The sequence below is a fragment of the Burkholderia sp. USMB20 genome (genome assembly GCF_000949135.2).
Classification (GTDB): Bacteria; Pseudomonadota; Gammaproteobacteria; order Burkholderiales; family Burkholderiaceae; genus Burkholderia.
Genome location: NZ_JTAN02000014.1, coordinates 123,739 through 142,163 on the forward strand (window position 1 = coordinate 123,739; position 18,425 = coordinate 142,163).

The window sequence follows — 18,425 nt, forward strand, 5'->3', positions numbered from 1 at the left end:
ATGGCAGGCAAGAACGTCGCGGTGAACGCGCAACATTCGCAGGTGTTCGTGGACACGAGCGATCAGGCGGACGGCGGCGCCCCGGTTTGGACGCAGGTGAAGGGCATGAAGAGTCTTTCGGGTTTCGACGGCTCGGCCGCCGATATCGACACGACCGACATGGATTCGACGGCGAAGGAAAAAATGCCGGGCCTGATGGACAACGGCACGTTCACGATCGAGGTCAACCGCAACCTCACGGACCCGGGCCAAGCCGCGCTGCTCGCGATGCAGAAGTCGCAGGAAATCCGCGCGTTCAAGCTCGTGTACCCGGACAAGACGGCCGACGGTTTCGACGCCTACGTGTCGACGTTCCCGATCAACGGCGGTGTCGACGCGGTGATGACGGCCCAAATCAAGCTCACGATCACGGGCGACGTCGTTCCGCTGGATTCGGCCGGCAACCCGGCCCCGTAAGCGCTGGGCCGCGATCGCTGTACTAAGGAGCGGATCGCCGCTCCCCTGACCTATCAACGAACCATAGGGTAAAAAGCAATGCTGACGAAAGAACAAATCCTGTCCGCGATGGACCGTGCCTCGAAGATCACCCCGGTCCCGGAGTGGGGCGGCGACGTGTGCCTGTCCGTGATCGGGGGCGCCGATCGCGACGAACTGACCTCGACCTTCAGCGAGGGCGTGCCCGTCTCGACCTTCTACGCTCGTATCCTGAGCTACGCGCTGGTCGATGCGCTGGGCCGTCGCATGTTCAACGCTGACGACGTGGCGGCGCTCGCCCAGAAGAACCCGGATACGGTGGTTCGCCTCGGCCTCGAAGCGCTGCGCATGAACGGGCTCGCCGCTGCATCGATCGAGGACGCGGAAAAAAACTCCGACGCCTCCCCGAACGCCTCTTCTGGTTCCGACTCGCTCGCGAGCTAGGAATGTCCGTCAAACGCTGTCAGGCGGAAGTCGATAGCGCTGAATTCGCGGAGTGGATGGCCTACGCGCAGATCGAGCGCTTCGGCCCTGTAATGGACGACCTCCGGCTCGGGTCGATCGCGTCCGCTATCTACAACGTGAACCGGAACACGAAGGAGCGAGGCGACCCGTTTGGGCCGTCCGATGTGTTCGGGTGGATGGAGAACGCGGGCAAGGCGGACGAGCCGGTTCTACTGGCCTCAGATGCGGAGCAAACGGCATTGATGAAGGCGACGCTGTTCGGGAATCGCCGGAAGGAAAGGAAAAAATGAGCTTGAGCATGCGCGCGAAGAACCCGAACGGGTTCCCCGACATGCTTCGCCAGATGGAGGCCGCTCTCGGCGAATCCGCTATTCGCAAAGCGGGCGCCGCTGCGGCCTCTGTCGTATTGAAGGAGGCGAAGATCAGGGTTCCGGTGGGTCCGCAACCTCACCATCAGGGTAAAAAGGTGTTCCCCGTCGGTTTCGGCCGTGACTCCCTGTTGGTGTATTTCAAGCCCGAAAAGTCGAGCCCGGGCCACTACGCAACGTATACGGTCACGTGGTCGAAGGAAGCCTACTATCTGCGGTTTTACGAATATGGGACGAGCAAAAAGGCGGCGCGTCCGTGGTTCCGGCCCGCGATCGAGGCCACGCGACAGGAGCAACGCGACGCGGTTCGCTCCTCGCTGGATCAATCACTGAGTGAGGCTGGAATTGTCCGGTAATCCGAATCAAACGCAATACGATGTGACAGTGAACGCCGACGGCGTTTATGCGGGGCTCGCGAAGGCGAGCAGCGCATACGACAAGTTCGCGGTCACAGTGGACGAGAAGGCAAAGCGCGCGAAAATCAGTCAGGACGCGATCAGCGAGGCCCTGAAGGTGACGGGCGATACCGCGCTCCGGTCGCAACGTGGCGTCAAGGCGTTCATGGACTCGCTTCAGCAGGAGGCGGCGAACGCGGGCAAGACCCGTGCCGAACTGCTGTCGCTGCGCGCGGCTCAACTCGGGGTCGCGGACAGTGCTCGCCAGTACATCGAACAGATTGAGCGTGCGCGTAAGGTCGGCGCCGGTCCGATCGGGTCCGGTGGTATCAGCGACGCGCAGCGGCAGAATGCAATGCGAATGGTCCCGGCCCAGTTCACGGACATCGTTACCCAGCTACAGGGTGGCGCGAACCCGCTTACGGTCCTGACGCAGCAGGGCGGGCAGTTGAAAGACATGTTCGGGGGCGTCAAGGAAGCGGCGAAGGGCATGGGAACCTACGTTCTCGGCCTGATTAATCCGATGACGGTCGGCATTGGCGCTGTTGTCGCTGTGACCGCCGCACTCGGGATCGCCATGTCTCAAGGGGCGAAGCAGTCGGAGCGGCTGTCGACGGCGCTCGCCCTGACCGGGAACTTTGCGGGCAAAACGTCGTATGACATGATCCGCATGGCCGATGCGCTGTCAAACATCAGTGGTAGCGGCGCAGCATTCGACGCAATGAACGCGGTTGTCTCGTCGGGCAAGGCGAGCGGTGAGGCCGTCGAGGCGGCGACGCGTGCAATCATCGACTACGGCAAGGCCACGGGCAAGAGCGCGGACGATTCGGCGCAAGCTCTGGTCCCGCTGTTCGATAACCCGGCGACTGGCGCGGCGAAGCTGAATGAGTCCATGCACATGCTGACGCTTGAGCAATTCAAGCAGATTCAGGCGATGCAGGACGCGGGCGACAAGGCCGGGGCGATGAAACTGGCCTTCGATGCTGTCGACGCCCAGACTCGGACGCACACAGAGAACGTGGGCCTGCTTCAGGGCGCGTATCGTGGGCTCGCTGCATCGTTGCGCGAGGCATGGCGCGAACTTCAGGCCGTGGGCCGCGCAGAAACGAATGGCGAACTGCTGAACGCGGCGAAGCAAGAGCTTGCGAACGCGAACCAATTGAGGAACACGTACGTCCAATCCGCGGGCGGGCGTGAGAAGCTGGCCTCGCTCGAAAAGAAGGTTGCGGACGCACAGGCGAGGGTCGACGGGGAGGTAGCGCAGCAGAAGAAGAAAAGCCTTCAGGATCAGATCGCGCAGGACGGGATTGCGGCCGAACAGTCGCGGGTGTCGATCCTGTCGAATGGCGACAAGCGGGCGAAGGCGGCGAAGGACGCGGCCTCGAAGTTCGCGGCCACGGTCAAGGCGATTAATTCCAACTCGGCAATCAGTCCGGGGGAACGCGCCCAGATGATTAAGGACGCGGAATTCATCCAGAAGCAGACAGTAGCGGCAGCGAACGAGCACTTCAAGGACCCCAAGGGCGCGAAGGCGAAGAAGCCGGTAGAGGCAGCGGCAACCGACGCAATGCTCGAATCGATCAAGCGGCAGAACGAGGCGCTTGAGACTCAGGTTGCGACGCGCGAGAAGCTGACGGCAGCGGAGAAGGTCCAACTCGACGCCCGGATGAAGATCGCGGCAATCGAGGCCACGGACCCGAAGCGGCGAAGCGCCGAAGATAAGCGGATTCTCGCGGACAAGGACAGGATTCTCGCGACAGCGGCGCGCGGTGTCGAGCTTCAGAAGCAGGCGGACGCGATCGAAGCGCAAAACAAGCTCCGGGACCGCACGAAATCGATCGAGGCCGATATCCTGACATACCAGAAGCAGCAGAGCGAGCAATACGCGGCGCAGCTTGACGCAGTGGGCCGGGGCCAGAAGGAGCAGCAGCGCGTGGCCGCTGAACGCGCGATCCGAAACAAGTATTTGCAGGAACAGGCCAAGCTCGACAAGGAAACCCCGAACAACCTTCGGGGCGGCGACACGTACAAGGATGCGATGCGGCAGATTGCGGAGGCTCAACAGAAAAGCCTCGACATGAGCCGGGACTATTATGCGCAGCTTGACGAGCTCCAGGGTAACTGGGTGACAGGGTTTAAGCAGGCGTGGGCGGATTACGCGGATTCAGCGGCGAACAACATCCAGAACGCGGGTACGGTGTTCCGTGACGTGACGAACGGCCTTGAGCAAGGATTCGCCCAGTTCTGCGAAACGGGGAAGCTGAATTTCGCGTCGATGACGAAGTCTATCCTCGCTGACTTGGCGAAGATCGCGATGCAAAAGGCGATCATGGGATTCGGCACGGCAATCCTGAATTTCGGCATGGGTGCGCTGGCATCGAATACGGGCGCCGCTGCGTCGATCGCGAACGCGTTGCCCGGTGATTCGCTGGACAACATGGTCAACGTTACCGGAGGGTTTGGGACGGCACTCGCTCACGCAGCCGGCGGTCACATCACGGGGCCGGGGTCGGGAACCAGTGATTCGATCCCCGCATGGCTGTCGAATGGCGAATATGTGCTGACCGCTGAAACGGTACGGCGGATCGGTGTCGGGAACCTCGACAAGCTGAACAGCGGTGCGGCGGTCCACAATACGGCGCACTTTGCGACCGGCGGTGCCGTGGGGTCGAGTGTGGCCTCGACCGTGGCCCCGTCGACGTCCGGCGCTTCGGTGAACATCGAATTCCACGGCGACAATGGTGGCCTGGATAAGTCGGATACGGCCTATCTCGGGAAGGCAATCAAGGCCATTGTGGATCAGCGTATCGCGCAGAAGATGAAAGGGCAGGGCGGGTACGCGTGGCAGATGAATAACGGGGTGCTGAAGTGACGCCAGTCTTTACATGGGCGCCGACCGTCTCGAACTCGACAGGAACGGTGACGGCGACGGTTGATTCTGCGAAGTTTGGGGACGGCTATCAGCAGCGTACCGCCCCCGGCCTCAACAACATGGCCTCGTCGTTCTCACTTCAGTGGGTTGGCGATGAGTCGAAGATCAGGGCAATTCGCTCGTTCCTGCGTGATCGTGGCGGTTGGCAGTCCTTCACATGGACGCCGGTCCTATGGGATGCGCCCGGCCTCTTCTACTGCGAGACATGGAGCGAGCCGACGAAAGACGGCCGAGTGTTCACGATCACCGCAACTTTTCAACAGACGTTCGCGCCGTAAGGCGCAGGGAAACAGATGGCAAACCTTCAGAAGGTCAACCTTGGGACCGCGCCGACCGGCGTCGGCGGCGACTCGTATCGTGGGAGCAACGTAAAGGCCAATGCAAACGTAGACGTGCTCAACGCACAGGCGGCTCTCATCACGGGCGGCGCGATCTACACCCCGCGTGCGATCCTTCCGACGGAAGTTGGCCGGCGGTGGGGCGTCAGCCTCGCTGCGGACGGCACGATCAACTTGCCGGCCGCGAAGTCGTGCCCCGTGGATTCAGTCATCATGTTCCGAAACGCGAGCGCCACGACGAAGGTCACGCTCGCGGTTGGCGCGGGATCGGGTGACATGTTTCCGGCAACGATCCTGTATCCGGGCGAACTGCTGACCGTGGATACGGACGGCGTGAATGCGTGGCGCGTGCTGATGCGTGGGCGCTCGTATCTGCCGGATGAAACGGTGCGCGGAATGCTCACGACGGGCGGCATTACGACAACGGGCGTCGCAATGTTCATGGGCGCGGCAGGCAACGCAGCAGCGTCGACCATGGGTGCAGGCGTGGTGCTCGGCGCAAACACGGGCGGCGACGTTGTATTCAAGTCGCCGACGGCCGCTGCTGACTGCGGGATGTGGGATATCCAGTCGAATGACACGGCGTTCAGCTTTCGGACGATCGCCGACGGGTGGAAATCGGGTAATCCGTGGATGGTCGCCTATCGCGGGGGCGGCTCGCTTGTCGACGCAATCTCGATTGGCCCGAATAGCGGTACGCGCACGCTGATCGGGACGGTCTCCGACGACAAAACGTCGATCGTTCAGATCGGCGGGGCAACGCGCTTCGCCGGGTCGGCGACATTCACCGGAACGGCCAACACTTTCACGAACGACGTGACGTGCACGCGAACCGGCGGTGGGTTTTCTGCCGATGACTCGACGGGCGCGAACCATTCGAATTTCTACCTGAAGCGTCAGGGAAATCCGATGTGGGGAGTTCGATCCGCAGCCGCTGCCGGCGATGAATTCCAAATCAATGCGTACGATCCGACGAGCGGAACCGTCCAGGCATTTGTGCGCGGGAACCGGACGACTCGCACCATGACCGTCAGCAACCGCCTTCTGGTTGGCGGTGGCGGGGACGATAGCTCGAACGCGTTGCAGGTCAATGGATCGGCAAAGGTAACGTCGAGCCTGAATATCACCAACGCGAATTCCGGGATCGAGATCGGGTCGCTGTCGACTACGGGCACGCCGTTCATTGATTTCCACACGACGGGACAGAACATTGACTACGACGCGCGGATCATCGCGCAGAACGGGACGACGACCGGCGGCACGACTGGTACGGCAACGCTCACGTACGTGGCGGGGCAGCATCAGTTTCAGATCCCGGGGCTCGGCTCGCGCCTGACCGTCAACAATCGTGGTGCCGTCCTGATGGGGACGACAGATGACGGAACGTCGACGCTTCAGGTAGCTGGCCCCGTCGCAATCACTGGCGCAGTCCGGCTCGGCCGCTTCGGCAAGGCCGGTCTCCCTTCGGCCGCTGCGGCTGAGAACAAGTACGCGAGTATTATTGTGATGGACGCGACGGGCGGTCCTAAGTTGTGCGTATCGGATGGTACGAATTGGTGCGTCGCCAACACGACGACCGTCGTCTCGTAATTAACCCCGGGGCCGCACAGCGCGACCCGTCTCATAGATCATTTATGGCACTCGAACAACGCACTCGCCCCTATGAAATCCTGATTCGCTTTTGGCCCGATGGTCGGATCGGCGGCCAGTATCAGACGATCACGGAAATCCTGAATGACGGCGTCGTGATTGTGGCTCAGGGCGGCGACGTGGTCTCGCTTTCGACCGCTGACTTTCAAGGCGCCGGCCCGACGATCGAATCGGTAATGGGCGAAGTCAATACGGCAGTCATGATCGAAAACGAAGGTCTGCATACGCAAATCCAGACGCTCACGGATCAGGCGCTCTCGTTCGATTCGAAGATTCAAGCTGTGAACAACGCGACGGCGGCGGTGCAGGCCGAATATATCGACACGTCGATGCAGCTTGCGAGCGTTCAGTCTCAACTCGAGAAGGCGCAATCTGACTATGCGGACGCGCTCGGCACGCTTGAAATTGTGCGCCGTCAGATGACCGATCAGGCCGCGTCTTTCAACGGCCAGATCAAAGACCTGAATCAGCAGATCGAGTCGCTGAACGTGCAGATCGACGCACTGAAGTATCAGGCTCAGAGTCAGGAGCCGGACCAGGCTGAGACGGCCAATCCGTCGTAACGCCGGACCCTATATTCGTGACAGCCGACAGGCCCGCCACGGGCCTGTTTTCAATTGGAGCGAGCATGCCTATCACTGGAGAAATTCAGAAGCTGGAGCCGGGGCGCATCCTATCTTTATACGAAATGGATGCAACTAATATCGGTGGCGATCTACTGCTTTTCCACGGCCATATGCAGTCCACATCTATCTGGTGGCAGGGCCGCGAATACAAGCCTTGGGCAATCGCCGCAACGGGATTTGAGCGCACGACTGATGCGCAACAGGCATCGCCTACGCTGACGGTGGGCGATCCCGGCGGCACGATCAGCGCCCTGTGCGTGTATCTCGATGACTTGGTCGGCGCGACCATGATCCGTCACCGGACGCTTGCGCGGTTCATTGACGCCAGAAATTTCCCGAACGGGAACCCTGATGCAGACCCGACGGCAGAAATGGCGATCGAGCGATGGCGCATTGAACGGAAGTCCGGCGAAGACCCGGGCGTTTCCGTGTCGTTCGAGCTGTCGTCGCCGCTCGATTTTGGCGGCCAGCAAATCCCGGCGCGAGAAATCGTCAACGCGTGCCAGTGGCAGTATCGCGATGCAGACTGCGGATGGACCGGCATTCGGTTCTACGACAAAAACGACCAGCCAACTGACGACCCGGCGCTCGATCGCTGCTCCATGCGCCTTTCAGGGTGCGCCTGCCGATTCGGTGAATACAACCCATTGCCCTACGGAGGTTTCCTCTCTGATGTTCTCTCGTGAGCGCTCGTGTGCAACCTGACACCCTTCAGCAGATCAAGGATCACGCGGTGACCGAATACCCGTCGGAGTCCTGTGGTTTCGTCGTCACCGATCATCGGACGGGTGCAGAGCGTTACCTTCAGGTTCGCAACCGGACGACAAAGATCGGCGAACAGTTCAAGGTCGCGGCCGAAGACTTCGCCGCAGCGGAGGACGTGGGCGAAATCTCAATGTTCGTCCATTCTCACCCTGGCGGCCGTGCTCGACCGTCTCCGGCTGACCTGACGATGGCGGAAGCAGCAGGAATCCCCGAGTGGGGGATCGTGAGTCTGGGCGTGCAGGCCGACCACACGATCGGATGCGACGACTGGTACACGTTCAAGCCGTCGGGTTATGTGGCCCCGCTGCTCGGCCGGCCGTTCGTTCACGGCGTGCACGACTGCTATTCTTTGATTCGCGATTGGTATGCAGTGCAGGGCATCGCTATCCCAGACTTTCCGCGTCCTGATAAATGGTGGGATGACGGCAAATCCAATCTCTACCTCGATGGCTACACAAAGGCTGGTTTCCTGAATCTAGGCCCCGACGCTGAACCGCAGGAGGGCGATGTTCTGCTCATGCAGATTTTCAGCAAAAACGGTGTGCCGAATCATGGCGCGGTCTACATCGGCGGCGGGCGGATCATGCATCACATGTATGACCGCCTGTCCAAAACCGACCTGTGGGGCGGCATGTATCGCAACTGCCTATCGACCGTTCTGCGACACAAGGAAATGCAATGACGACGAATGCTGTAGCCCTGCCGATGGGCGATGAAGAGCTGGTGACGATCCGCCTTTATGGTGTGCTCGGCCAGAAGTTCGGCAGGATCCACCGGTTGGCCGTGAAGTCGGCGGCGGAAGCGATCCGCGCCCTGTCCGTGATCGTACCGGGGTTCAAGCAGTATCTGGTGCAGTCCGGGAATCAGGGGCTGACGTATGCCGTCTTCGTGGGTAAGACGAGCCTCGATAAAGAGGCGCTGCCCTACCCGAGCGGGCGTGCCGATATCCGGATCGCTCCCGTCCTGCACGGCAAGAAGGCGGGTCTTTTTCAAGCGATCCTAGGCGTCGCCCTGATCGCTGCGTCGTTCTTGGTCCCGGGTGCCGGGTTCTCGGTCGGTACACTCACGATCACGCAGGGCGCGGTGTTCGGCATGGGCGCGGCGATGGCTCTGGGAGGGATTATGCAGATGCTTTCCCCGCAGATGGGCGGACTCGCGTCTACCGCCGACAACGGCACTTCCTACTACTTCAATGGGCCGGTGAACAGCAGCGCCGAGGGCGAGCCGGTGCCGGTCGTCTATGGTGAAATTCTGGCCGGTTCGAAGGTCGGTAGCTCGGGCATCTACGCAGAAGACCAGAAGTAGCCAAGGCCAACTAGGCGATAAATCTGGCAGCGACTGTCCAGAAGATCATATCAAAATGAGGAATACTAAATGAGGGATCTGGCGGCGACTAGCCTGACGGAAATCGTAGGTGCGGGTGGTGGCGGCGGCGGCGGCGGCGGTGGCGTGGAAGCGCCTGACACCCTTCATTCGATCGCGACCGCGAAGATTCTCGATATCGTCAGCGAAGGGCCGATTGTCGGCCCGGTCGACGGCCTCAAGTCGGTGGTGCTCGGCGGCACCCCGATCCAGAACCCGGACGGCTCGACCAACTTCCAAAATTTCAGCGTCGATTGGCGACTCGGGACGAGCGATCAAACGTTCTTGCCCGGATTTCAGAGTGTCGAAAACGAGATTGCGGTCGGCGTCGCACTGACGTCGGATGTGCCGTGGTCGAAGGCCGTGCAAAACACCCAGCTTACGGCCGTCCGCGTCCGCTTCGGCGTCCCCGCGATCGAGACGCAGGACAAGAGCAATGGCAATATCAACGGCTACAAGATCGACTATGCGATCGACATTGCAACCGATGGCGGCTCGTTCACGCAAGTCCTGACCAACTCATTCACGGGCAAGGCCGCGTCGCTGTACGAGCGCACGGAACGGATCAACCTTCCGGCGTCGAAAGCGGGATGGGTCGTGCGTGTGCGCCGGCTGACTCCGAATAAGCACGATTCGTCCATTCAGGACACGGTGAACATCGAAGCGCTGACGGAAGTGATCGACCGGAAGCTGCGCTACCCGAATACTGCGCTGTTCGGCATGCAGTTCGACGCGAAGTCGTTCTCTTCGATCCCGACACGTGGATACCTCGTGCGCGGCCGGATCATCGCGATCCCGTCCAACTACGACCCGGAAACCCGCACGTACTTCGGGACGTGGGACGGAACGTTTAAACAGGGTTGGACCAACAACCCGGCGTGGATTTTCCGCGACCTCGCGCTGCATCCGCGCTACGGCTGCGGTCGTTCGATCGACGCGTCGGTGCTCGACAAGTGGTCGCTGTACGAAATCGCGCAGTATTGCGACGTGATGGTTCCCGATGGCCTGGGCGGTATGGAACCGCGCTTCACCTGCAACGCCGTGATCCAGTCGCAGGCCGACGCTTTCAAGGTACTTCAGGACGTTGCCGGGATTTTCCGTGGTCAGGCGCATTGGGGTGCCGGCGCTGTCGTCGCTACCGCTGATATGCCGATGGAACCGGCGCGTGTCTACACGCAGGCGAACGTCATTGATGGGAAGTTCAACTACTCGGGGACGAGCCGGAAGTCTCGCTACACGGTTGCTCAAGTCTCGTACAACGACAAGACGAACCAGTTCAAGCAGGCGGTCGAGTACGTGCAGGACGACGACGGGCTGGCGCGTTACGGCATCATCAAGGCAAGCATCACCGCGTTCGGCACAACGTCGCAGGGTCAGGCGCACCGTCTCGGCCTGTGGGCGATCCATTCGTCGCGCCTTGAAACGCAAACCGTCTCGTTCTCGGTCGGCCTCGATGGCACGATGGCGGCCCCGGGCGAAGTGATCGCTGTCGCTGACGCGAAGAAGGCGGGCCGGCGCATCGGTGGCCGCATCCGTGGCATGTCCGATCTTTCAACCGTCGTTCTCGACAAGGCGCCGGTCGTCAAGGTTGGCGATGACCTCACGGTAATCATGCCCGACGGGTTCGCACAGAAGCGCGCGGTGTCGAACATCAACGGTGACACGATCAAGGTCAACCCTGCATTCACAGACATGGGCGTGAGCGGCGCCGTGTGGATGGTCGAATCCGACGACCTCGTGTCGCAACTGTTCCGCGTTATCTCGATCGCAGAAGAGTCGGATAACGGGCAGGTCGTCTACACGATGAACTGCGCGCAGCACGAGCCGGGCAAGTACGCACTGATCGACAACGGCGCCCAGATCAAGAAACGCCCGATCACGGTCATTCCGCCATCGGTGCAACCGCCGCCGGCAAACGTGCGGATCACGCAGAACGTGGTGATCGACCAAGGCACGGCCAAAACCACGATGACTGTCGCATGGGACGCGGCGGACAAGGCAACGTCGTATCTGGCGAAGTGGCGCAAGGATAACGGCGAATGGGTCTCGATGCCTGTCACGGGCGCCCTGTCGCTCGACGTGGTTGGCGTGTATGCCGGCATGTACGAGGCGCAGGTGCGGGCGGTCAACGCTATGGGCGTGACCTCGATCCCGGGTATGTCGCAGCCGACAGCAATCAAGGGTAAGACCGGTGCGCCGCCGGCCGTGTCGTTGCTCACGGCTTCGCAGAACCAGCTTTTCGCGATTGAGATCAATTGGGGGTTCCCGGGCAACGGGAGCGCGAACGACACGCAGCGAACGGACATTTGGCAGTCGCGCACGCCCGCGTTCTCCGACGGCGTGCTGCAAGGCTCGTATGCGTACCCGACGAGCAAGGCCGTGTTGATGGGGCTGGCCGCCGGGCAAGCGATTTACTTCTGGGCGCGCCTCGTTGATACGAGCGGCAACATTGGCCCCTGGTATCCGGTAGAGACTGGCGCGGGCGTCAAGGGCATGTCGAGCGCTGACGCGTCCCCGGTCCTCGACCTTCTCGCCGGCCAGATCACGGACTCGCAGCTTGGTAAAGACCTGCTGTCGAAGGTCGACGCGATCCCGGCGCTGACGGATGAGGTGGCGGCCCTGAATTCGGACGTTGCCGACCTGAATACGAGCATCGCCCAGATTCCGCAGATCAAGTCCGACGTGTCCGGCCTGCAAAAGAACGTCAGCGGTCTGTCCACGAGCGTATCCAGCCTGTCGACGGCGGTTACTGCGATCCCGGGCATCCAGACGGACGTGAAGGGGCTGTCGACGGCTGTATCGTCGCTGTCGACCTCGACCGCTGGAATCCCCGGCATGTCCAAGCAGATTCAGGACAATGCGAACGCGATTGCTCAACTGTCGACCGTCGACCTACCGGCGCTCAATACGAGCGTGGCTGACCTCGATGCGCACGTGTCGGAACTGCACGATCAGGTGTTCCCGTGGATGGCTGGCGATGACGGCGCGCTCGCGGGCAACGACGGTGCGCTGGCTGGTATCGTCACCGAACAGTCGATGCGTGAGGAAGCCGACTTTGCGCTCGGCCAGCGTATCGAGGGCGTCGGCGCGGCCCTGAATTCGCAGGGCGACGAAATCCGTGCGTCCGTGATGCAAGAAATGCAGGCGCGCGCCGATGGCGACATGGCGCAGGCAGAGCTTACGACCGCGCTCCGTGCCGACTTCAACGACAACGCGGCGGCGGTCTCGCAACAGCTTCAGGCGCAGGCAGACGCCACGAGAGCCGTCGCGTCCGACGTGTCAGCGCTCAAGACGAGCGTGGGTGATAACGCGGCGGCGATCAGCAACCTGTCGACGGCCAGCAGCGACGCTGACGCGGCACTCGCGCGCCAGATCACGAACCTGTCCACGAGCGCGGCGGCAGACATTGCAGCCGCTGTATCGACCGAACAGAAAGCCCGTGTCGACGGCGACGCCGCGAACGCGCAGGCGATCAGCACGCTTTCGACGTCGTTCAGCTCGAACGCGGCGGCGGTGCAGTCGCAGATTCAGGCGAACGCGGACGCCAACAAGGCGACGGCTTCTGACGTGTCGGCGCTCAATACGAGCGTCAAGGACAACGCGGCGTCGATCAGCGCGCTATCGACGGCATCGTCGGAGGGCGATAAGGCGCTGGCAGCCTCTATTGCGGCCCTGTCGACCTCGACGGCCGACGGCCTTGGCGCGGCCATCAAGACGGAACAGCAGGCCCGTGTGGACGGCGATAGTGCGAATGCGACGGCCATCAGCAGCCTTCAGTCGACGGTGAAGGACACGAACGCGGCGATCGCAACGTTGTCTACCGCGAGCGCGGACGCCGACAAGGCGCTGGCGCAGTCGATCGCGAACCTGTCCACGAGCACGAGCAAGGACATTGCAGCCGCCGTATCGACGGAAACGTCGGCGCGCATCGACGGCGACAAGGCGAATGCGGATGCAATCACGGCGCTGAACACGACTGTCAAGGACAACACTGCGGGGATCAGTGCGCTGTCGACTGCAAGCGCAGACGCTGACAAGGCGCTCGCGCAGTCGATCAGCGACCTGAAGACGCAGACCGGCAAGGACATTACTGCTGCTGTCGCCACGGAAGCAACGGCCCGCACGTCTGGAGACGCGGCCAATGCGAAGTCGATCACCGACCTTACGACGAAGTTCAACGACAACGCGGCGTCGGTGCAGACCCAGATTCAGGCCGGCGCAGATGCAAACGCAGCGAACGCGAGCGCTATCTCGAAGCTGGGCGCGACGGTCGACGGCAACACCAGCGCGATCAACAGCCTGCAAAAGACGACCAGCGATGCAGACGCGGCGATGGCGCAGCAGATCGCGGGGCTGACGGCTCAGGTGAATCCGGCGATGGCCGGCGACGACGGCCCGATGTCGGGCAACGACAGCGCACTGGCCGGCGTCTATACGGAAGCCGACGCGCGCGCCGAAGCTGACATGGCGCTCGCCCAGAAGATCGAAAGCGTGCAGGCGACGCTGAGCGCTCAGGGCGATACGTTGAACGCTGCGGTGCAGTCGGAAACGCAGGCACGGACGGATGCTGACGGCGCGCTCGCGCAGTCGATCACGAGCCTGACCGCAAGTTTCAACGATAACGCGGCGTCGGTCGCACAGCAGCTTCAGGCACAGTCGGACGCAACGAGCGCTGTTGCGTCGTCGGTCACGAGCCTGACGACGGACGTAAAGGGCAACAAGGCCGCGATTTCCGACCTCGCGGCCGCCACGAGCGACGCTGATTCCGCGCTCGGCCAGCGCATCACCGACCTGTCGGTGTCGACGGCAGCGGACACGAAGGCGCAGATTGCGACGGAACAGAAGGCCCGCGTCGACGGTGACAGCGCGAACGCGGATGCGATCACGAGCCTGCGAGCCGACTACAACGCCAATAGCGCGTTGGTGCAGGAGCAGATCAATGTGGTGTCGGATAGCACGAGCGCCAATGCGCTGTCGATCACGAACCTGCAATCTAGCGTCAAGGACGCGAACGCAGCCATCAGCACGGAATCGAAGGCGCGCTCGGATGGCGACACCGCGAACGCGACGGCGATCACCAATCTGGCGACGAAGACCACAGCAGACATTGGGGCCGCGATCACGACGGAAGCGAAGGCGCGCAGCGATGCGGACACCGCGCTCACGCAGTCGATCACGAACCTATCGAGTACGGTCGACAAGAACGCGGCGACCGTGACGACGCTGCAAAAAACGGTGACGGACGGTGACGCGGCGAACGCACAGGCGATCACCGACCTGCGGGCGCAGACGGCAACGGACATTTCGTCAGCCGTCAACACGGAGGCGACCGCGCGCGTATCCGGCGACAAGGTGAATGCGGACGCGATCACGACCCTGCAATCGTCGGTCAAGGACACGAGCGCAACGGTGCAGACGCAGGGCAAGACGCTTGCGGCGCTCGACGGGCAACTGTCGGCGTCCTATACGATCAAGGCGCAGGTCGTGAACGGGCAGACCTACGCTGCGTCGATGGCGCTCGGCGCCGATGGTTCGGGCAACACGTCGATCCTGTTCTCTGCCTCTACGTTCGCTGTGATCGACCCGTCGTCGGGTAAGGTGTCGTCGCCGTTCGCGATCCAGAACGGGCAGGTGTTCATCGCGAACGGCTTCATCTCGAACGGGTACATCACGAATGCGATGCTCGGGGATGCGACTGTCACAACGGCCAAGATTGCGAACGGTTCTATCGACCAAGCACGAATCCAGAACGGGGCGATCGGTAGCGCGCAGATTCAAGACGGCGCCATCAACACGGCGAAGATCGGGGACGCACAGATCAGCACTGCAAAAATCGGGGTGGCTCAGATTGATACGTTGCGGATCGCTGGAGGGGCGGTTACAACGGGCCAGTATTTCGAAGGCAACAGAACCATGTCGGGCAACTTCTGGTGCACTGGTGGCCCCGTCATGTTCGTGTATGGGGGATACAACTCATCGACGTTTACGCTGCTTATTGATGGTGGGGTGGTGGCAGTTCATCAGAACACGAATAACCCGGAATACAGTATCTATAGCACTACGCTGGGCGCGGGTACGCATTCGTTTCAGTTGTCGATAGCTAACCCGCTCGGCGGGACTGTCCGGCTCACGGTGTACGAGTTCAAACGGTAAAGGAGAGTATGGAAGGAAACGTATATTTTGCGATTTATGAGGTCGAATCGGGCGCTATCTCGATGGTCGGGGGTGGCCCGCCCGGCATCGCTGGCATTCAATCTGTTCCGGCTGGGTTTGCGCTCATCGAGGTGCAGGCGAGCATCGCGACCGATTACGTGCTCGATGGTGTGGTAACGCCGCGACCGGCTAATCCGGCGACGATCGACGGCCTGACGCTTTCGAATCTCCCGGTGCCTTGCACGATCACGATTGACGGGCAGGAATACGCGTGCGACGAGGACACTGGTGAGCTGTCATTTACGCAGCCGGGGACGTATCAGGTGACGGTGCGCGCGTGGCCGCTGCTCGATGTGACATTTGAGGTGAGCGATGAAGATTCAGCACAGGGCTGACTATCGGGCGCGACGGCGCGACGCTTACCCGGATATTGGCGATCAACTCGACGCCATTGCCAAAGCATTCGCGGCGCTACAGCAGGGTCAACCGCTTCCGCCTGACACAGTTGAATGGATCGATTCCCTTCAGGCGGTGAAGGAGCGACACAAGAAGGACTAGTCGTGATTGGCAGGTGCGCGGATTTGCGCCGCTACCTGCTACTATTTTCGGGCTTTAAGTAAGCATTACTAAGGAGTAAAGGGGCGGGGAAGTATGAGATTAAGCGCGGGGGATGCGGTGAGCTATACGGGCGCGTTCGCGAGTTTCTGTGCATCGATCACGCTGGAAAAGGTTGGTGTGATGGTCGGCATTGCGACGGCGTTGGTGACTTGCGGCGTCAATTGGTATTTCAAATGGAGGCGAGCAAAGAGCGACGAGGCAGTAGCGGCGGCGCGCATTCGGGAGGCTCAAGCACACACGGGGGAGGAATATGGCGTCTAACGGGCGTAGCGGGTCGCTGGTGGCCTTGATTGGCGCGGTGGCTGCGGCGGCATGTATTTCGCTGACGGGTGGCTCTGAGGGCGTCAGTTTGACGCCGTACACGGACGCGATTGGTTCGCGTGTCGAGACGGTATGTTACGGCGAAACAAATGTGCAGATGCGACGTTACACGCTGCCGGAATGCAAAGAGATGTTGGCGAAGTCGCTGGCTGGATATGCGGCGGCCGTCCGGGATTCGGTGCCGGGGTTCGATTCGCTCACAGACGGGCAGAAGGTTGCGGCCATCGATTACACATACAACAGAGGCGTTGGCGCATGGCGGCGCGCACCGCGTCGCGATGACCCCGCGCCTTCGATCCTGTCCGCGTACAAAGCGCGCAACTTTCCGGAAGCCTGCGAGCTGTACGAGAAGTGGGCTGTCGTGAGGCGAGGCGACAAATGGGTTGACTGCTCGATCCGGCGAAACGGGTGCTTCGGCATCTATACGCGTCGCCAGAAAGAGCGCGCAGCGTGTGAGGGGCGGTGAGCATGAAGGGATTCATTTTGACGGGCATCGCGGCCTGTCTTGTCGGGGCCTTGCTCGGCGGCTCGTATGTGTACGAGGAGAAGGCGCGCGAGATCGAGTCCATCAAGGCCGATGCTGCACGGGCGAAGGCCGATGCCGTCGCGGCGGCGCGGAATGAAGAACAGCGGCGCACAGCCGCACAAGCGGAGAATGCAAAGGATGCTGAGAAGCAAAGAACTGCTGCGGTGGGGGATGCCGTCGCTGCTCGCGCTACTGTTGATGGGTTGCAGCGTACCGTCGATCAACTCGTATCCCGCGAGCGCGCCCGCGATTCCGCTGCTACCGGCGACGGCGCGGCAGGAGCCGACCCCGTCGTTTTGCTCGCCGACGTGTTCGGGGAATCTGTCGAGCGAAATGAAGCGCTGGCAAGCGCGCTTGACCGGGCAAGAATCGCCGGAAACGAGTGCGCAGCAGATTACGACGCGCTGACCGTCAGCCAATGAAGCGAAGCCCGCATAGAGCGGGCTTCTTTGCGGACTTCGTAGACGTCCTTGGATGCCGGTTTGCCGCCTAAAGCGGCCGGGGGCATGTTCGGGAGGCAATTATCGGCACGTCTACGACGCGCCGTGGTTCATAGATTCATCACCTACAGTTTCAGAGTCATGTTTCGCGAGCGTTTACACATCATCGATGTTCCGCGCTCGAATATAATTTCTCCGGACGCAAGTAGTCAGTCAATAATGCATATGAGTGAGACCTACGCATGGAAAGCAAGACCAAGCTAGCGACGTTTGCTGTGGCGTACGGCCTGTGTATCGCAACTTGCTACCTGTGGACGTACTGGGGCGCGTTTGGCATCAATGTGTTCGAGTATGCGAGCTTCAGCGACGTGGCGACTAGGGCGATTCTTCCGGTGGCGGCCGCGTTTGTGCCTTTGGCTGTCGGCTCTGGTATTGCAGAAATCTCTCCATTAAGGCAAGTATTCCCAGCCGGCGGTGGGCGAGACACCCGCGTGGGTGTCTTCGTGAACAATCACACGCGCCTTCTATCCGGACTCAGCATAATCGTGGGGGGCGCCGTCCTCGGGCTATCGAATAGCCCATTGCGCTGGCTGTTAGCAACGCCATTCTTTTTGCCGTTGGTGATGGCACTCGAATCTCATCCGCTAATGGCCGATCTCCTCCCGGATGGAAAGGTGCGAAGCGTGCTGATACCGTTGGGGATATTGGCTCTTTTTGCCGCAGCGGCAAGTGGGGCACTAAGCGCCGAGCAAATCCTACGCGGTAAAAGTGATCGCGTGGTCGACGAGTCAACCGTAAGAGTTCCCCTCAAGGCAACGGAAGCCCACCCGGTCGAATACATTGGCTACGTGGGGGGCACGTACTTCCTGTACGAAACGCAAACGCGAAGCGTGGTTATCTTAAAGCAGACCGATCACGACGCTATCGTATTGAAGCCTAAAATCGTATCGGACGCACAAACGTCAGACTGAAAGATTAATCGGGGGCTACAG

17 protein-coding genes and 1 pseudogene are annotated in these 18,425 nt (G+C 61.3%); all 18 read left to right on the top strand.

Features of this window, described 5'->3' with window-relative positions; translation table 11 throughout:
• The 18 genes and pseudogenes from PL79_RS18935 (at position 1) to PL79_RS19020 (ending at position 18,404) form a co-directional block, all read left to right on the top strand.
• Positions 1 to 456, top strand: a complete 456-nt coding sequence (locus PL79_RS18935; RefSeq protein WP_044843697.1) for a phage tail tube protein — start codon at positions 1 to 3, stop codon at positions 454 to 456.
• Positions 457 to 534: 78 nt separating this feature from the next.
• The gene (locus tag PL79_RS18940; RefSeq protein ID WP_044843696.1) at positions 535 to 918 is read left to right on the top strand and encodes a hypothetical protein; all 384 of its coding nucleotides are present in this window, start codon (positions 535 to 537) and stop codon (positions 916 to 918) included.
• Between the two features lie 2 nt (positions 919 to 920).
• Positions 921 to 1,229, top strand: a complete 309-nt coding sequence (locus PL79_RS18945; protein ID WP_044843695.1) for a phage tail assembly protein T — start codon at positions 921 to 923, stop codon at positions 1,227 to 1,229.
• On the top strand, positions 1,226 to 1,663 hold the full coding sequence (locus PL79_RS18950) for an HK97-gp10 family putative phage morphogenesis protein (RefSeq protein ID WP_235879286.1): 438 nt from the start codon (positions 1,226 to 1,228) through the stop codon (positions 1,661 to 1,663). The genes PL79_RS18945 and PL79_RS18950 overlap by 4 nt, the downstream gene beginning before the upstream one ends.
• The gene (locus PL79_RS18955) at positions 1,641 to 4,574 is read left to right on the top strand and encodes a phage tail tape measure protein (protein ID WP_135801094.1); all 2,934 of its coding nucleotides are present in this window, start codon (positions 1,641 to 1,643) and stop codon (positions 4,572 to 4,574) included. Before PL79_RS18950 ends, PL79_RS18955 begins: the two co-directional genes overlap by 23 nt.
• A complete protein-coding gene (locus tag PL79_RS18960) occupies positions 4,571 to 4,912 on the top strand; it encodes a phage tail protein (protein ID WP_044843693.1) in 342 nt (113 codons plus the stop codon). The genes PL79_RS18955 and PL79_RS18960 overlap by 4 nt, the downstream gene beginning before the upstream one ends.
• A gap of 15 nt (positions 4,913 to 4,927) precedes the next feature.
• On the top strand, positions 4,928 to 6,562 hold the full coding sequence (locus PL79_RS18965; protein ID WP_052664602.1) for a hypothetical protein: 1,635 nt from the start codon (positions 4,928 to 4,930) through the stop codon (positions 6,560 to 6,562).
• Between the two features lie 44 nt (positions 6,563 to 6,606).
• On the top strand, positions 6,607 to 7,185 hold the full coding sequence (locus PL79_RS18970; protein ID WP_052664600.1) for a hypothetical protein: 579 nt from the start codon (positions 6,607 to 6,609) through the stop codon (positions 7,183 to 7,185).
• A gap of 65 nt (positions 7,186 to 7,250) precedes the next feature.
• Complete coding sequence (locus PL79_RS18975; RefSeq protein ID WP_044843692.1) at positions 7,251 to 7,934, top strand: phage minor tail protein L; 684 nt, start codon at positions 7,251 to 7,253, stop codon at positions 7,932 to 7,934.
• Between the two features lie 8 nt (positions 7,935 to 7,942).
• Positions 7,943 to 8,695, top strand: a complete 753-nt coding sequence (locus tag PL79_RS18980) for a Mov34/MPN/PAD-1 family protein (protein ID WP_044843787.1) — start codon at positions 7,943 to 7,945, stop codon at positions 8,693 to 8,695.
• Positions 8,692 to 9,318, top strand: coding sequence for a tail assembly protein (locus PL79_RS18985; RefSeq protein WP_235879287.1), 627 nt, complete (start codon positions 8,692 to 8,694; stop codon positions 9,316 to 9,318). Before PL79_RS18980 ends, PL79_RS18985 begins: the two co-directional genes overlap by 4 nt.
• Before the next feature lie 69 nt (positions 9,319 to 9,387).
• Positions 9,388 to 12,036 (top strand): annotated as a pseudogene (locus PL79_RS36650) (host specificity protein J); the annotation flags it as partial.
• A gap of 1,803 nt (positions 12,037 to 13,839) precedes the next feature.
• Entirely contained in the window at positions 13,840 to 15,528 is a 1,689-nt protein-coding gene (locus PL79_RS36655) for a phage tail tip fiber protein (RefSeq protein ID WP_235879289.1), read from the top strand.
• 8 nt (positions 15,529 to 15,536) lie between these two features.
• A complete protein-coding gene (locus PL79_RS18995; RefSeq protein WP_052664596.1) occupies positions 15,537 to 15,923 on the top strand; it encodes a hypothetical protein in 387 nt (128 codons plus the stop codon).
• Positions 15,924 to 16,203: 280 nt separating this feature from the next.
• Positions 16,204 to 16,407 (top strand): phage holin, encoded by a 204-nt coding sequence (locus PL79_RS19005; protein WP_207671174.1) that lies wholly within the window; start codon positions 16,204 to 16,206, stop codon positions 16,405 to 16,407.
• 19 nt (positions 16,408 to 16,426) lie between these two features.
• Positions 16,427 to 16,933 carry a glycoside hydrolase family protein gene (locus PL79_RS19010; RefSeq protein WP_135801096.1) on the top strand — a complete coding sequence of 169 codons (507 nt, stop codon included), beginning with the start codon at positions 16,427 to 16,429 and terminating at the stop codon, positions 16,931 to 16,933.
• Positions 16,934 to 16,935: 2 nt separating this feature from the next.
• Positions 16,936 to 17,415, top strand: a complete 480-nt coding sequence (locus tag PL79_RS19015; protein ID WP_044843690.1) for a DUF2514 family protein — start codon at positions 16,936 to 16,938, stop codon at positions 17,413 to 17,415.
• Between the two features lie 260 nt (positions 17,416 to 17,675).
• Positions 17,676 to 18,404 carry a hypothetical protein gene (locus PL79_RS19020; protein WP_044843689.1) on the top strand — a complete coding sequence of 243 codons (729 nt, stop codon included), beginning with the start codon at positions 17,676 to 17,678 and terminating at the stop codon, positions 18,402 to 18,404.
• The last annotated feature ends 21 nt before the right edge of the window (positions 18,405 to 18,425 follow it).

Coding starts and splice junctions, on each gene's coding strand:
- PL79_RS36655 (WP_235879289.1), top strand. CDS start 13,840: ATGGCGCTCGCCCAGAAGATCGAAAGCGTGCAGGCGACGCTGAGCGCT.
- PL79_RS18995 (WP_052664596.1), top strand. CDS start 15,537: ATGGAAGGAAACGTATATTTTGCGATTTATGAGGTCGAATCGGGCGCT.
- PL79_RS18945 (WP_044843695.1), top strand. CDS start 921: ATGTCCGTCAAACGCTGTCAGGCGGAAGTCGATAGCGCTGAATTCGCG.
- PL79_RS19020 (WP_044843689.1), top strand. CDS start 17,676: ATGGAAAGCAAGACCAAGCTAGCGACGTTTGCTGTGGCGTACGGCCTG.
- PL79_RS18985 (WP_235879287.1), top strand. CDS start 8,692: ATGACGACGAATGCTGTAGCCCTGCCGATGGGCGATGAAGAGCTGGTG.
- PL79_RS19015 (WP_044843690.1), top strand. CDS start 16,936: ATGAAGGGATTCATTTTGACGGGCATCGCGGCCTGTCTTGTCGGGGCC.
- PL79_RS18965 (WP_052664602.1), top strand. CDS start 4,928: ATGGCAAACCTTCAGAAGGTCAACCTTGGGACCGCGCCGACCGGCGTC.
- PL79_RS18940 (WP_044843696.1), top strand. CDS start 535: ATGCTGACGAAAGAACAAATCCTGTCCGCGATGGACCGTGCCTCGAAG.
- PL79_RS18970 (WP_052664600.1), top strand. CDS start 6,607: ATGGCACTCGAACAACGCACTCGCCCCTATGAAATCCTGATTCGCTTT.
- PL79_RS18935 (WP_044843697.1), top strand. CDS start 1: ATGGCAGGCAAGAACGTCGCGGTGAACGCGCAACATTCGCAGGTGTTC.
- PL79_RS18950 (WP_235879286.1), top strand. CDS start 1,226: ATGAGCTTGAGCATGCGCGCGAAGAACCCGAACGGGTTCCCCGACATG.
- PL79_RS18975 (WP_044843692.1), top strand. CDS start 7,251: ATGCCTATCACTGGAGAAATTCAGAAGCTGGAGCCGGGGCGCATCCTA.